The organism is Amphritea opalescens, assembly GCF_003957515.1.
GTDB lineage: Bacteria > Pseudomonadota > Gammaproteobacteria > Pseudomonadales > Balneatricaceae > Amphritea > Amphritea opalescens.
Map to the genome: position 1 here is coordinate 363994 of NZ_RQXW01000002.1, position 15719 is coordinate 379712.

A 15719-nucleotide genomic window follows, 5' to 3' on the forward strand; every position below is an offset into this window, starting at 1 on the left:
GTACCAAAAAGTGGGAGTTCTAGCTAAATGGCTCAATTAATGATGCACCGCGAGGTGCTGGCAGGATTTGGAAAGCTACCAGCAAAAGTCCAGAAGAAAGTGGTTGAGCTACATCGTAAGTTTGAGATTGATAGTACCCAGGCTAGTATTAATCTTGAGAAACTTCAACCGATGACTAAGGACCCTAAAGTGCGCAGTGCGCGTTTGGGTGATGACTATCGAGCTATTGTTATTGCTCCGGATAAAGGTGATACATTTATTCTGATGCATATTGACCATCACGATAAAGCTTACCGTTGGTGTGAAAATAAATTATTTGAAGCCCACGGTGCTATAGGTGTTTTTCAGGTTGTTGATGTCGAGCAAGTTGAACGAATTGCTGAAGAGTTTAATGCTGAAAAACATGTTTCTGTCGTTACTGATTACCGTCTGAACGAGTTGAATAATGATGAGTTATTTCAGGCCGGTGTGCCCGAAGCTTTAATACCTTCAGTAAGAGCGGTGCAAAGTGATGATGACTTTGAACGCATGGCCGATTATCTACCTCCAGAGGCTCGGCAAGTACTCTATGGCTATGTTTGTGGTATGGAACTCGACGAAGCTATTTTAGAAATGCTAGGCCACTCCGGAGCAGAAGAAATTAAGCCTGATGGACCTGGTGACTTCTCGCACCTCACTGAAGTTATCAGTATGGATCTTGTGTTGGTTGAAGGTGAGGAACACCTTCGGGAAATCCTTAGTGAAGATATCGAAGCCTGGCGCATATTTTTACATCCTTATCAGCGTAAATTGGTTGAGTGGAATGTGAAAGGCCCAATGAAAATAAATGGTGCTGCGGGTACAGGTAAAACAGTTGCCTTAATGCATCGAGCCGTTTGGCTTGCTAAACAACTCGGTACAGGTGAGAAAGTGTTGATTACAACCTTTACAACCAATCTGGCTGTTACAATAAAGGCTCTAATCGAAGATATGGCACCTGAGTTAAGCCGTAATATTGATGTCACTAATTTACACCAGCTGGCTCGCTCTATCTGTCAACGTGGTGGCGCCACAGGCCGTGTTGCAGAAGATAATGATAAGGATGCTATGTGGGGTCAAGTATTTACTCATGTCGATGAGGACATTGAGTTCGATCAACAGTTTATTCGGAAAGAATATGAACAGATAGTTGATCGTATGGGTATTGATAATGAAGATGACTACCTCACCACAGTTCGTACTGGCAGACCTCGGATGGTTAGAAAACAACGAAAAAAACTTTGGCCTTACTTTGCAGACTTTCAAAAGGAGCTAGTTAAACGTAATTTGATGACATTTGAAGGCACTGTGCATCAGGCAAGGTTAGTGGTTGAACAGGGTAGGTTTTCTAAATACAGATATGTTCTTGTTGACGAGTTACAGGATTTTGGTTTGGAAGCGCTGAAATTAATAGGCAATTTATCTCCAATTGCTGAAGAGTTACCCAACCCATTGTGTGTGGTGGGTGATGGCCATCAGCGCTTGTACAGCGCAGTGCCTATTCCTTTGAGTAGGGCTGGAGTTGATGTGCGAGGTCGTTCACGTCGTTTAAAAATTAATTATCGAACCAGTGAACAGATCAGAAAATGGGCGCATGGTATTCTTGCTGGTATAGCAGTGGATGATCTTGATGGTGAGGATGTTTTGATACAAGGTGATCGTTCTGTATTTAAGGGAGCAGAACCTCGAGTAGAAACAGTCGAAGATGAAAATCAATGTGCAGAAGCTATTTTAAGCTGGGTTAAAGGGTTGCTTGCTGCTAAAGGGGATAAGATCAGAAGCCATGAAATATGTATAGTCCCTGCAATGCCAGCCGTCGTCAGTAAGCTACAGAATGAAGGGATCGAAACGCTGGAATTAAAAGCCCGCCAGAAAGATCCAGGTAAGAGTGAACCGGGTGTGCGCTTAGGTACTAAAAAACGAATCAAGGGCCTTGAGTTCAAGGCTGTTGCGTTACTGCTAAATGCCAATACAACTGAGAAAGTTTCACGATTTGAGGATTATGTGGCTGCTACCAGAGCAAGAGAGCATTTGTTAGTGGTGAATGTTGAACCTGTAGGTTAATTTCGTACTAACAAGGGAAATGGGATGGACTCCCCTAACTTTGGCATCTTGTGTCTTATTGTAAGGTGAAACCATCAATCGAACGGAAAGAGTCCACCATGAAAATTATGCGCATAGGTCTGGATTTAGCAAAAAATGTCTTTGATGATTTTGCTGTAGACTCACTGGATAAGGCGTTTCTGAGAAAAACACTTAAACGTCTCAAAGTGCTCGAATTCTTCGCACAGCAGGTACCCTGTATCGTTGGAATGGACAATTGTGGTGGGGTACACTACTGGCAAGAGAACTCCAGAAGCTGGGTCATAAGGTTCGTATGATGGCGCCACAGTTTGTAGCTCCTTACCGCAAAAGTGATAAAAACGATCGCAATGATGCCTAGGCGATTTACGAAGCCGCGGACGAGCCCCTGTGAGCCTGTACAAACGCTATATCTGGCAGAAGCGCTACTTGAAGCTGGCTATAATGGACGTTATGTTTTTATGCCTTATTTTTAATGTTGGCTGAGCAATTGGTACTACCCTAGGTTCACCTAAGATAACGCCATCGGCGGATACATCTACGTGCATCCCTTCCGCATATACAAATCGGTACTTTTTTATATCTCCCCATATACCGAGCTGACCACTATGTTGTTCATAGTGATTTTTAACGAGGTGTGAACAGTCAAAATCTGTTCACTGATCGGTTTAATTCGAGTTTCATATTCAGTCTGAATGTCTCGCTGGGATGAGCATAATGTTAAGGCAATATCGGCTGAGTTCGTAAAAATCCAGTATCAACAAATACATATGATTTAAACCTATTGCGTCTATCGTCACGCTCAGCATGGGCCACGCATCTAATGCCGTTTGGTATTCATTGAGATCAATACCCAAAACTGAACATAGCTTTGATAAGAATTCAGCATCACTGTACTTAAGATCATAAGGCCTTGAAACAAACGAAGGCTTCTGCCTGACATAATATTCTGAATACGTCAACTAGCTCGGTCGTCCTTTTAACCCATCTATTGGCATATATTCTCTGGTTAATTTTCTCTGATATGGAATGCTAATCATTTAATAAAACTACTATTGTAGTGTTAAAAAACATGGCTATGATTTTAAATAACACTGCATGTTAAATATTCTTACATCCTACATGTGTACCCATGTAAGATGTTATTGGTGCTTGTCATATTTGTGATAGCTAACAAGTATGTCGTCTAAAAATTAATTATTCTTTATCAGGAGCCTTTCGTTTGTATGATTTCTTGAGTGAATATGCTATTGGCTTCTTAACTAGTAATGATTTATGTTCCCATTAGTTAAAGCTCATTAATAGGCAGGCTATCGTATGAAAGTTTGTTTATGTTTTAAAATCATTTAGATTCGAGTGTTATTTGATACTGTGCTTGATGTTAAGTAACACTGTTGTGATATACGCATGTATGATGCTAATTGATGATTTATTCTTCGGTTTTTAATTAAATGATCATGGTTTTTAATGAACTATAGATGATATGTTTATAACATTATTTAGTGTTTTTTTTGTGGTGTTTTAGTAAGTGTTAGTTAGTTTTATTGTTAATAATTGAATGTATTAATAAGTTGTTGTTATCTTTTTTTGATTTTTTCTTGCATAATATTATTTTGTATTTATTATTGTGTTTGTAAATAATAAAGGTGTGTGTGTATGTAGGATGTTAATTATGGAATATAAAGGCTTTTCTTCACGAGATGAAATTAAGATTGTAGCAAGATATTTATTAAAAAAAGGCATAAGACCTTCTCAGAATAATGTAAAAAAAGAGCTTAGTCAGACTTCAAGTAATACAACTATTAGCCAAGCTCTTGATGAATTCTGGTTGGATGTTTCGAAAGAGCTTGAATCAAATGATACTCGGCCGGGGATCCCAGATGAATTATATGAAATGGTTCAGAAGTTATGGGTAATGTCTTTAGAGTCGGCTAATAAAATAGCGCAAGATAGAATGGATGAAGCGTTAAAAGTTGAATCTAATGCTTTAGAGCGTGAAGCGAAAACGCAGGAAGAAATAGCTAAGGTTTCCTTGAAGAATGAGAGGTTAGTAGGGGAGATTGATAACATGACGGCCCTTTTAGAAAAAGAGAAGGCATCGTCTGCGGATCTAGGATCACGCTTAGTTATGTCTCAGGAGAGTGTTCGTGATATACAAGCACAGCTTCAGGAAACGATGAAGAGCAATGAAGTTTATCGTACAGAGGCCAATCAACGCGTGGACTCATTGATGTCTGAGCGTACCCAGCTTAGAAGTTGGTATGAAGCCCGTGAAACGCAGTTAAAGGTCGAGTTGGATCAATCTGTTAAAGAGTGTAGGGCATTAAATGAATCGCTTACGAATTACATGGTCAGGACTAGTCAGCTGGAAAAATTCAAAGACCTGCACGAGTATGAAATGAGTGAGAATAAAAAGCTCATAGCACAGCAAGAGAAACTAACCGATCAGGTTGAAATGCTTAATGATCAACTACAAGATATGAAGGAAAAGGTCGATATTCAAAGAAAGGATTTTGAACAACAGCTTCAACAACAGCAAAAATTATTAAGCGATAAAACACAAGAAATTGCCGTACGTGAGGAGAGGCATCTGGTAGAAATAAAAGAGCAGCAGATCTCAATAGAACAACTTAAGCTTGAGCATTTAACAAGTTGTCAGAAATTGAAAATTAAACATGAGTTATTGAACGCAGAAATAAGTCAATTGAAAAGTTCGATGAAAAAAACCAGTCAAAAATAAAAAGTCAGTAGGCGTCAATTAAGAGATTAAGGATCTAAAGAAAATGAGTGCTAAGTGCTTTGAAATAGCGCCCGCCATGTCGAGTGGTGCCCTGATTTGGTTTATGTAATGTCTTGAGTGTTCTGCGTTGTGTTGGTACGGGAAACCTTCATTGGGTTTCAGCGTTACTTGTATCAATGGTTACAAGAATTACTGTTCTTCCAAGTAGGATCTTCAGCGTCATTAAACGGCCTATTTGAAGTCGTTTCATGTGTTTGCCAGTGGTTTTTCCATCACGAAGTGTTTCGCCTAATGTACTGCGTTAATGTTATTTAACATCAGCAACGATGTATATAAACATGCTGCATGTGTACACGTGTTAGATGTTAATTGATCAATGTGAAGGGAGCCTCTAGCAATGGACGTAGTCAATGAGGATTCAGGGTATGAAGAGTAAGGCACAAGGTTGCATGCTGCCCCAATTTGTTTGTTACCAATAGAGGTTCAACTTTCTGTCGGTGGGAATAGTTGGCCGGTGATTTCGGAACTATCAGAAATATTGAGCTTCTGTCCATTGCTGTACTTCTGCATCAAAACCATAGGGTCGCAATAGTGGCAAAGTATTTCTCCATATCCAGCAACTTCTAGGAAACTATTTACGGCAACTTTCTTTTGACCACGCTCACCCACTTTAATTTTTTCTAGGCGGTGTATTGTACCCGGAAATATGAAATGCAGAGTAACTAAAATATCTTCACCACAAATTTTCTCGGCTGCCGTTTTATAAAAAAACTGTTTCACCAAGTCATGCCACCCAGGAGCTAGTCTTGGGGTTGAAGCGTTGTAATACTTGGCATCAATAACAGCCCAGCGTGTACTGTCTTCGCTCTCAATAACAGTGTCAGTTCTCTGACCTTTTTGTGAAACTTCGATAAAGTGTTCATCTTGTTGATAGTAAGGGACAGGGAGGTTGTTATTGATTTCAATTTTTTTAGGTAGGCACCAATCGAGCATTCCTTCCCAAACGTTATGAAACTTTCGCGTGCCAACTAAAAGTTCACTGCCACTCGTTGCTGAACTCTCTTGAATATACGCTTTCAACATACAGATCAGCTGAATATCACGTTCAGAATAACTTTCCGAGAGCTCTCGGCTGAGTACAGCCATCTGACTTTCAGCGCCTGAGTTTGGTTCAGGCATCCGGTCTAGGTTGTCATCTGCATTTACGAAATTACCAGTGATAATAACGCCATACTTCTTATAAATGCTGCGAATTACCTGTGCATGGATTCTTGCCGTTTCACAATCAGAAACGTAGCGAGTATTACTTGTATCTGTATCGAGATAGACAAGAGAATCTCCAGAAGGGTAGGGAGTGCGTCGTGCAATAGTTCGCTTCCAGTTTGGGCGGCCTTGGTTTATAGAAAAGTACTTTTTTCTACGCACATAGAGTCCATTAGCGCGATAATCCTCTATGAGAGAATGGACCAGAGACAAAGAAGCTTTGCCAATGAGATCATTTTCTTGTCCTTCAGATATGCCTGTGTTTTTACCTAAATAGTAACGACTTAGGGACTGCAATAGATAATAAGCATGATGAGGTGACATTTGTTCCAAAATGCTATTTCTTGGCATAAAGGCAGCGATGCCTTGTTGCCAAGAAACAAATCCACAATAGTGGACTCGTGTTTGATCTGGAGCGATTACCCCCCTATGTTGCATTAGTGTTACAAGATCGCTGGGTAGAGAGTCAACCTCGTCTCTGTCGCGGAAATATTCTAGGTTAGCCATCTTGATTCTCGACAGCGGTACCTAAATTTCTGATGAGGGTATCTGCTTCTAAGCCGAAAACTTGAGCTTTTGGAAAGCTATTGTATAGCTCTCCGAATGTCACAAAATTTGTAGAGAATAAACGGGCCCTCTCTGTAGTTTTATGCCTTAAAACATCGTCCCACAAATAGACAAATAACTTACCGCGCAATGCCGATTGCCAGTCTTGTAGCTCAGTTTCATTAAGGAAAAATGGTCCGATCATACGATCTTCAGGTACTCTGAATTCTTTCAGCATATGGTTGAGTACTTTGTCCGCAAAATCTGCCCAAGTTATTTTAAATACCCCTTCACTCGTTTGAAGCTCTAAAACTTGGGTTGGCGCTTTATCAAAGTTAAGTTCTACATATTCAAAAGACCAGCGACGTTTAAATGCGGTATCAAGTGGCATTACCGCTTGGTCGCTACTATTCATCGTGGCCAGCAGCGAAAGGTTTGACGGAATAAATAGTTTTCCAGCAAAAAAATAACCTCCTGTTTCCGTATTGAGATAGGTAAGTAAATCAGGATCAGAAATATCAATCTGATAGCTGCTACTACCGTCAGGCTTTCTGTCTAATAGTTGAAAAATCTCACCAAAAACGGCTGCTGCTGGAGCTCGGTTAATCTCTTCAATGACAAGACTATAGGTATTACTAGGGTCCTTTATTGCTTTAACCAGAGCCTCAGTAAATGCACCAGGTCTGAATCTATAGGCGACACGATCCTCTTCCATTACCGGTTTTAAGCATCCAACAAAATCACTGTACTGAGTTTCTGGGTGAAAAACCGTGCGAATAATGAATTTTTCATCCGTACTTTGTTCAATTGAGTGACTTTTACCTGTACCAGGTGCACCATAGATAATTCGATTGGAGCCTCCGGTTTTTCGTGCAGCAGAGTGTTTCTGCCTAGCTGAAGACTTAAACAAAAACTCTGAGTTCTCTTCAAAAATTGTTAGTTCTGGCCACAAATTACTCAGAGCTTCGTTAACCTGCTGTATCTCAGTACTATCATTAAGCAAGTCTTTACGAATATGAATGTATTTACAACTAGAAGGTAAATAATGTACGGGCTCGTCAATATAGCTAATATTTCCCGGTATTATGGTGCTACTTAGCTTAAATGCACCACTGATTTCTTTCCAGTCAATAATACCAATACTGGAGTCAATATTTTCGAACAGTGGCTCAAGTTTTCCTTCCCACCCCAAGACAGAAAGGATACGGAACATTAACTCATCACCTGAGCTACATTTAAACAAGTAGGGAATCGATGGGTAGTATTTTTTCTCTAGAGTTTGTAATGCTTCTGGGCACTGAGAGAAACTATAAATAATTTGCCCTAACATATCAGAGCTAACGTCAGGGACAGGAAGAGCTTTGAGAATGACGGAGCGAATAAAATCTTCTCCAGATCTCAAAGATGTACTTGCCCCTGAACCATTAATAATGTCCTTTCCTCTCAGTCTCTTTTCGCGATCGCTAAACACTTGGTAAAAATTTATCTTGCTATATTGGTCTAATGCGTCAGTTATTGGATTAGATGGAGATGGACTATTTATTAAAGCGGCGAGGTCTTCAGGATTTGATAAATCTGACTTGAGTGCATCAAACACTTCCATGTACTTGTGGAGTAGAGTGACTAACGGTTGAACTTTTAGTGCGTACAGGAAATAATGCCCTGGCACATAAGTATGGTTATTTCTAATATCAACTCGGGCAGAGTGCTCAAATATTTTTATATTGAGATTGAGTTTTTCAAAAGCAATTTTTGCTTCATCATCAAACGCAATTTCGTCAAAGTGCCAACCTTCCGAAGGTTCATTCTGATACCACTGACCAATAGTGCTGAGTTCAGAAAGCATAATCTGCATTTTCCTTATTTGTTTAAGGCAGTTATCTACTGCAAAAAATTAACTAATCGTGTTTTATCCACAAACTACGAGAAACGGTCTGACGCAGGTTTTCAACTAGCTTTTTGCTTTCGTCAGAATACTGGCTGTTTTCAAATTCACCCATATAAAACAAGAATTCTGCTAAAGGTTTTGATTGCTCTTCTGAAAGGTTGCGTATCAAGGGATGTTCGCTGTTCAAGATTATGTAGTGATCGTCTTCATAACCGGGCTCCCACAGAGAACCATCTCTGGTTTTACCCAGCCGAACATCTATATCTTCTACCAGTGGTACTATCACGCGAAGTCGCTGAAGGTGTTCACTTCTCCCAGAGCACAGAATTCTAAATTCAAGTAGTGCATTAAAGATGATTGCGAGCGCATCACTAAATCCTGAACGATAAATGTTATAGCGATCGGCAATGATGTTGCCAAACATATCGGTGTTATCTATGCCTACGCCTTCACAGTCTGAAATCAGGTTTAGTTGCGTTCTAACTTCCGGAGGCATAAAGAGACGCGCATACTTTTTTCCTTGATGCTGCAGCGCTTCAGCCACTTTCTCGATGGAAAAAGTAAAGCTATCTAGGCCTAATGTATCAGCAACTTCATAGGACATACGAACAACAGGAGAATTTTCTGGCAGTTTTTCATTCAGCCACTCTTTTAGCGCACGAACTTGTTTTTTTAGGTCTCCTTTTGGTAAATCGACTACCCTTACAGCCATAGCCTTTTCAAAGGACTCTTGATGACTAAAAGTCACCGCACTTGCAGCAACCTGAAAAACATAGTCTGACACTATCTGGTTCGACTCATTAAAAATTTGGTTAAATAGGTCAATTGGCAGTGGGATGCGGTTTTGCCAAAAAATTAGTCCATCAATTCGGTATTTTGGATTTTTATCATTAAGGTAACGTTTAAAGTCCGCTAAATCATACTGGTAGTTCATTCGTTTTCCTCCGCATCTGGCAACTCGATACTCAAATAACGAAGCGTTTGACTGACTTTCTGCCTGTACCCTTTTAAGGTGTGTCTATTCGCCTCAGAGTACTCACCATGCTCAGCATTGGCGAGGCTCCATAACAACATATCAAGTGCTTTCATAGCTTCAATATTATCTTTGCAGACGTTATACATCTTGTGGAAGTAGGGATGAGATTTACCCAAGGTAACACAGGTGTTACCTTCTTCATCACAGGAAGGCTCCCATAAATCATCACCAAGTAAAGAATCCTCTTCGTGAACTCTGACCGTTTTGTCCTCATAAATTCGGACCCCTTCAATCAAAGTCGGCTGAGGCTGGTTTTCGTTACGAATGGTGACTTTATCACCATCGACTTTAATGTCAGCGTTTTTTGTATACTTTTTGTGCTTATCTATTGCCTTGTCTGCAGGACCATGTGCTCGATTAGTATTTGCTGAAACTAGGCGCTCTTGCCCTTTAAGCAGCTCTTGTCTCCAAGGTGCAACAAGACGTTTGAGTTCTTCACGAATATCTACCGGTATAATTACACGGCTTTTTCGAAAATCAATACTGAATACATCATCAAGTTCATGATCAAAGTGTAGCTCTACTCTCAAGCGAGTAATTTTACTTTCTTTTTTGTACATGCGATGAGGCCAGCCATCATGCCAAATAAGACGACCTTCTCGATATATGTAGAACCCTTGATTATCTAAGCTATAACGAACAAATTCTCGCTCCTCTGAATTTAGTTCATTCTGGGAGGGAATAATACTTCCTTTGACGGAGAAGGACGCAGTTTTACCATCAAACTCTACCGGAACCGTTTTTTCTTTGAGGACACGTGAGCGGACTCCGTCTGCCGTTATCAAATCTGCACAGATAGGGTCCCACCCTTTCAATTCTGTAGTCGGCGTATCACCAACTTTCATAGCAATTGAAACCTCACCTGATGCAAGGTATTTGCAGAAAATAGCACTCAGCTCAGCCTGTAGTTCTTTGCCTAAACTATTAATCTGCTGTCGCACTTGACGTTCACTACCTTGTTTAATCAAATGGTCGGTGTTTTCCCATATAATCATCGTACCGCTGTTATCCGTAAAATCGCTCAGCTCTTCATAATCATCGTAGTAATCGTTAGTATTAGGCGTTTCTAGCTCCCAACGATCGGTTTTGATGATACGGTCAATATCCCATGCTCGGCCAGATTGAACGCCATTTTTCTGAGTCAAAACTACTAAGCGTCGGCAGAAAGCGGTCGAAGCTGTTTTCAACCCCATACCGAATTTACCTAAAGATTTCGGGTTAGCTCGCTTCTCTGAACCATAGCGCATTGCGTTTCTCAGCTCACCTTCTGACATGCCATCACCATTGTCTGTCATGATGACTCTGAATTCACCATACATGTACTGAAGTTCAATCAAAATCTTCGTGGAATTAGCAGCAATAGCGTTGTCGATGATATCGGCAAATGCGGCTTCGCGACTGTAACCAGTATCGCGCAAGCTTTCTACTAAACGGGCAGCAGAAGGACGAAAGTCATCTTCTTGTATTTCTGTTTGTTGACTCATGAGCCTAATGTTTCCAAATATTCAAGCATGATTTTTTTGTCTGTTTCTTTATTATCAGCAACTGAGATGACCTGACCACTGAGCTGTTGTTTTAGGCGAATGCGCTCATCGATGGTTTCCTCGATTGTATCGGCATAGTACATGTAATAGACACTGACCACAGATTCTTGGCCGTTCCTCCAAGCCCTAGCCGTAGCCTGTTCTTCAAGAGCAGGATTCCATTGCCTGCAGTAGTGAATAACGTGTGTGGCAGCAGTGATATTCAGTCCCATACCTGCTGTTTTGGGATGTAGGATCAGAACATCAAAACCGTCTTGGGATGAGAATTTATCAATGAGTGGTTGGCGCTCTTCATTCGGCGTTCTACCATCAATAACGCCGGCAACAACCCCGTACTTTTCTTTAATCGCTCCTTTAATTAGGTCAATGGCTTTTTGAAAAGTTGCAAAAATAATGACTTTTTCCCCAGATTGGGCGATAGCATCCAATTTAAGCAACATTAGTTCAAATTTAGCGCTTTGAGTAGATAGGGAGCGAATATCGGTTGGAGCCGTAGCATCTAGCAAAACGGGATGAGCTGTAAATTGCTGAAGTTTATTGATCAATGGCAGTATGCCTGAGCCACCGCCATAGGCATCATTTAGCATTTCTTCGATAATGTTAGTGTATAAGGATTTTTCGCTTTCGTTTTGGGATACGGGAAGGTGTATATCTAACTTTTCGGGAAGTTGCTTAAGCACATCTTTTTTCATACGTCTAAGTGTAATCTGACGCAGTGAGAGCTCTAACTCCTCAAGGTTTGTATTGAGTGTTTCAGACAGGTTTCGGTGTACATAACGAGATTTAAAGTCTTCTTGAGAGCCTAAATACCCTGGGAAAACCAAGTCACTCAAGGCCCAAGCATCCATTAAACTGTTCTCAACCGGTGTACCTGACATCGCAATGGCAACCCCAGTATCTAAACGCCTTGCTGCGATCGATCGACCTGCATTTGGGTTTTTTAGCATGCTTGCTTCATCAAACACTGCAAGATCAAAATAGAGTTCTTCTAACATCGAAATATCGGAAATCATCGTTGTATAAGGAGTAATGATCACATGATGTTCCGATAAAACCGAACTAACCCCTCTTCGAGCGCATCCATAGTGTAAATAAGGCTCAATGGTCGGCGCAAAAAAATTGAACTCTCGTATCCAGTTGTCCAATAGAGGGTTAGGAACCACAATCAGAATTCTTGCACTAGGATTGATTTCTAATGTATCACAACATAAAGCTATAACTTGGGCTGTTTTACCTAACCCCATGTCATCAGCAAGGATAGTACCAACGCCATTGTCCATACAAAAACTCAACCAATCTACCCCCTGTTTTTGATAGGGGTATAGATCTCGAATAAATAGTTTTTCGTGATGAGCTGTACGTTTGCTTTTGGCTCGTAATATCTCTAAAAAAGCCGAAGGAGGCTGTTCGCATAAGCCCTCTTGATACATTGCTCTAAGCAGTTTGATCAAAGAGGGCAAGTGCAGCTCGCCTAATGCCGCGTCGACGTATGCCTTTACTCCTGAGTTAACAAAGTGAATCCGTTCGGCATTCACAATAAAGTAACCTTGGCTTTGTAAAGAGTAGAGTTGTTCCGTATTTAGTAGCACACCTTTAAAACAGATAGAAAAATGCGGGCTAGGCTCTAGATGAAAATGAAAATGAATTTTTGCAGGGCGCTTAGACGCAATGAGGTAGATCCTTTCACCATTTAAAATGGCACTCAATCGACCTTGCTTGTATAGCTCTTCTGATGGGATTGGCTCATTGTCATAAACAAGCACACCGTTATTAACGAAATACGTCATCAAAAACTCTCTTTATACAGGGCGAAAAACCGGATACCTATTGCAAATTTCTATGTTCATATATACAGTATAAAAATATTACCAGGTAAAAAACCGGATATTTTATGGGCACAATGGCAGACATACTTAATACCTCTCATCATATCAAACAGTTAAGAGACAATCTTGGCTTGGGACAACGTGAGTTCGCAAATTTGATAGGTTTAGGCAAAGATGGTGAACGTACTGTCCGAGGCTGGGAAAGTGGAGAGCACCGGCCATCTCCTCTGAAGTGGAGTCGTATTATTGAACTTAAAGGTGATATGAAGCGTTACTATGATAACGCTCCGCTAAAACAGCAACCTCTTGAAAAATCTAAATTTACTTTCATTGATTTGTTTGCAGGCATTGGTGGTATACGATACCCATTTCAACAACTCGGCGGTCATTGTGTTTTCACCTCTGAATGGGATAAGTTCGCGCAGAAAACGTACCTAGAAAACTATGGTGAGATGCCGAATGGTGACATTACCCAAATTGCAGCTAAAGATATTCCGGATCACGACATTTTACTTGGGGGGTTTCCTTGCCAAGCATTCTCTCAAGCAGGACTTAAAAAAGGATTCAACGATACTCGTGGAACCATGTTCTTCGAAATACAGAGAATTCTGACGGAAAAAAGGCCAAAAGCCTTCCTGCTCGAAAATGTAAAACAGCTGCGTGGTCATGATAAAGGTCGTACTCTCAAGACAATTTTGGATATCCTGCAAGGTAAGCACGATCAGGAAATCCCAGATGGTATTCCTCTTAGTGAAGAAGCACGCCATGCGCTCGCTGACAAGCTGAACTACTGGGTTGATGTTAAGGTACTAAGAGCTGGCGACTTTGGTGCCCCTCAAAATCGTGAACGTATTTTTATTATCGGATTTGATAAAAATCAGTTCCCTAGGATCAACTTTGATCAACTTTTCCGCTGGCCTAAAGCACCGAAAACGCCAACTAGGGTAGGAGATATTCTTCAGACTCAGGAAGAACTTGATGCGGATAAAGAAAAAAATGGTAAAGACAGGTTTACCATTTCAGACAAATTATGGGAAGGCCATCAAAAACGAAAAGCAGAACATAAGACTAAAGGCAACGGCTTCGGTTACTCACTTGTTAATGCGGACAGTGAGTACACGAATACTATTAGTGCCCGTTATTATAAAGATGGTTCTGAGATTTTGATCGATCAGAGTCACCTAAAGAAAAACCCACGTAAATTAACGCCTAGAGAGTGTGCAAATTTACAAGGGTTCCCTAAAGAGTTTAATGTCGACGCAGTGTCTCAGGGACAGATATACAAACAGTTCGGAAACTCTGTATGTATGAATGTTTTCCATGCTGTAGCTGAGCAGATGACAACATGCCTTACTACTGCCTGTGAGCTAACAGAAGCGCAACGTAGAGCAGGTTAAACTTAAGCGTCTGGCCACTTGTTAGTGATAGCTAGGCGCTTACGAGTCACAGACTGACCTGACAGTCATGCTGAAACGGCCATATTTTTGTTATGAGTTTGAGTGAAATCCGGCGCTGGGTTGCTGGCTAATTTCCCTCAAGCCCATTTATAGCTGTTCCAATTCACTTGTTATCAATACCGGCTAGATGATGAGCGCGCTTTGGCTTATCGGTAACGAATGACCGTTTGGTGCTCTTTTCTAGGGGCGAGTGGATTGATTCTATTGCCCCTGTAAGCGATCTTGCTTCTGTTTTTCGGTATAGCTGTCGGATATGGTTTTTACGTGTTCGTCAGACTTTACACGCCGATACAACCGCATTGCGTTGCCTTCCTTATCGGTGGTGAGAATGCAGACCATCGTGTTTTGCTGAAGCGGAATGCTTTCCCTTTGCCTAGGCCAAAAGATCCAGCCTGAGATAGCCAGTATTAAAATAAAGGCTGCGATTAGAATGTCCATCGTCTAAGTCCATTGGGGGCTGTATACATAATCAAGCGAATGCCGCTGCTTGAATCTCTGATCTCATCTTAGACCAGCTTATCATCTAAGGCTTATGTCCCTCGATAACTTTCAAAAATCAAATGTGGATACCATCTCTCACCACCGGGTTCAAACTGTTTTTTAAGCCGTTTGAACCTGGAATTCACTTTGATTCTTAACCACGCCAAAACATACCTGAACCAGCTTCCTCATGGCCGCTCCCAAAGCGGACATTTTCGCTTTACCTGCCGCAAGCAAACGTTCATATTGTCTTCGAATATCCGGATTATGCTGTTTGGCTGTTACCGCCGCCATATAGAGCTTGGCTCTAAGATGTGAGGGGCCAGTTTTGCTCAAAGCGGTATAGCCCTTAATCTTGCCTGACTCCTTCAGCTTCGGAATGAGCCCCATATAGGCCGCAACCTGTTTTGCCGTTTTAAATCGCTTGGCAGCAAATAGATAGGTCAGTTCCCGAGACATCACTTCGCCTATACCTTTGATGCTCTCTAGTAGCTGACGGTTTTTCTTCAGCGGTGGATGGCGGTCAATATGCTCATCAATGTTCTGTTTGAGCTTTTCGATCTCGACTTCGATAACAGTGATCATTTCATGCAATGATTGTCTGACTCGATCGGATGTATCGCTGATTTCACAAGACTCAAGGCGATTATGTTCGCGCTGTTTGTCTTTTTCTAACGCGCTTAAGCGTCGCATTAAAGACTTTAGCTCACGTACTTCAGGCGCTTCTGGTTGCCACAACCTGATATCTTGAGGTTGCTCCTCGCCATAGTACGACAGCATGGCGGCATCGGACTTATCTGTTTTATGGGTCAAGCCTATTGATTCAGCATACTTCTTGG

Annotated in this window: 10 protein-coding genes; 3 read left to right on the plus strand and 7 right to left on the minus strand. The window is 41.2% G+C overall.

Annotated elements, in window-relative coordinates:
• Nucleotides 1–27: 27 nt before the first annotated feature.
• Both EH243_RS03835 and EH243_RS03840 read left to right on the plus strand, forming a co-directional pair.
• The gene (locus EH243_RS03835; protein ID WP_126157308.1) at nt 28–2082 is read left to right on the plus strand and encodes a UvrD-helicase domain-containing protein; all 2055 of its coding nucleotides are present in this window, start codon (nt 28–30) and stop codon (nt 2080–2082) included.
• Between the two features lie 1690 nt (nt 2083–3772).
• Nucleotides 3773–4840: a DNA-binding protein gene (locus EH243_RS03840; RefSeq protein WP_164549039.1), complete on the plus strand. Its 1068-nt coding sequence runs from the start codon at nt 3773–3775 to the stop codon at nt 4838–4840.
• A gap of 483 nt (nt 4841–5323) precedes the next feature.
• Here the strand turns inward: EH243_RS03840 and EH243_RS03845 are convergent, their stop codons facing one another.
• The 5 genes from EH243_RS03845 to EH243_RS03865 are packed head-to-tail and all read right to left on the minus strand — an operon-like array spanning nt 5324 to nt 12904.
• On the minus strand, nt 5324–6610 hold the full coding sequence (locus EH243_RS03845) for an LlaJI family restriction endonuclease (RefSeq protein WP_126157310.1): 1287 nt from the start codon (nt 6608–6610) through the stop codon (nt 5324–5326).
• Nucleotides 6603–8495, minus strand: coding sequence for an McrB family protein (locus EH243_RS03850; protein WP_164549040.1), 1893 nt, complete (start codon nt 8493–8495; stop codon nt 6603–6605). Before EH243_RS03850 ends, EH243_RS03845 begins: the two co-directional genes overlap by 8 nt.
• Nucleotides 8496–8547: 52 nt before the next feature.
• Nucleotides 8548–9471 (minus strand): RNA-binding protein, encoded by a 924-nt coding sequence (locus tag EH243_RS03855; RefSeq protein ID WP_126157311.1) that lies wholly within the window; start codon nt 9469–9471, stop codon nt 8548–8550.
• Nucleotides 9468–11057, minus strand: coding sequence for an ATP-binding protein (locus EH243_RS03860; RefSeq protein WP_126157312.1), 1590 nt, complete (start codon nt 11055–11057; stop codon nt 9468–9470). The genes EH243_RS03855 and EH243_RS03860 overlap by 4 nt, the downstream gene beginning before the upstream one ends.
• The gene (locus EH243_RS03865; RefSeq protein ID WP_126157313.1) at nt 11054–12904 is read right to left on the minus strand and encodes a DEAD/DEAH box helicase; all 1851 of its coding nucleotides are present in this window, start codon (nt 12902–12904) and stop codon (nt 11054–11056) included. The genes EH243_RS03860 and EH243_RS03865 overlap by 4 nt, the downstream gene beginning before the upstream one ends.
• Before the next feature lie 104 nt (nt 12905–13008).
• Here EH243_RS03865 and dcm point away from each other — a divergent pair, with 104 nt between their 5' ends.
• Nucleotides 13009–14340 carry a DNA cytosine methyltransferase gene (gene dcm / locus EH243_RS03870; protein ID WP_206441498.1) on the plus strand — a complete coding sequence of 444 codons (1332 nt, stop codon included), beginning with the start codon at nt 13009–13011 and terminating at the stop codon, nt 14338–14340.
• A 261-nt stretch (nt 14341–14601) separates the two neighbouring features.
• On the opposite strand, the gene EH243_RS03875 is transcribed toward dcm, so the two are convergent.
• Both EH243_RS03875 and EH243_RS03880 read right to left on the minus strand, forming a co-directional pair.
• Nucleotides 14602–14838, minus strand: a complete 237-nt coding sequence (locus EH243_RS03875; protein WP_126157314.1) for a hypothetical protein — start codon at nt 14836–14838, stop codon at nt 14602–14604.
• Nucleotides 14839–15000: 162 nt separating this feature from the next.
• Nucleotides 15001–15719: transposase (locus EH243_RS03880; RefSeq protein ID WP_206441499.1), on the minus strand; the 719-nt coding region annotated here is incomplete at its 5' end.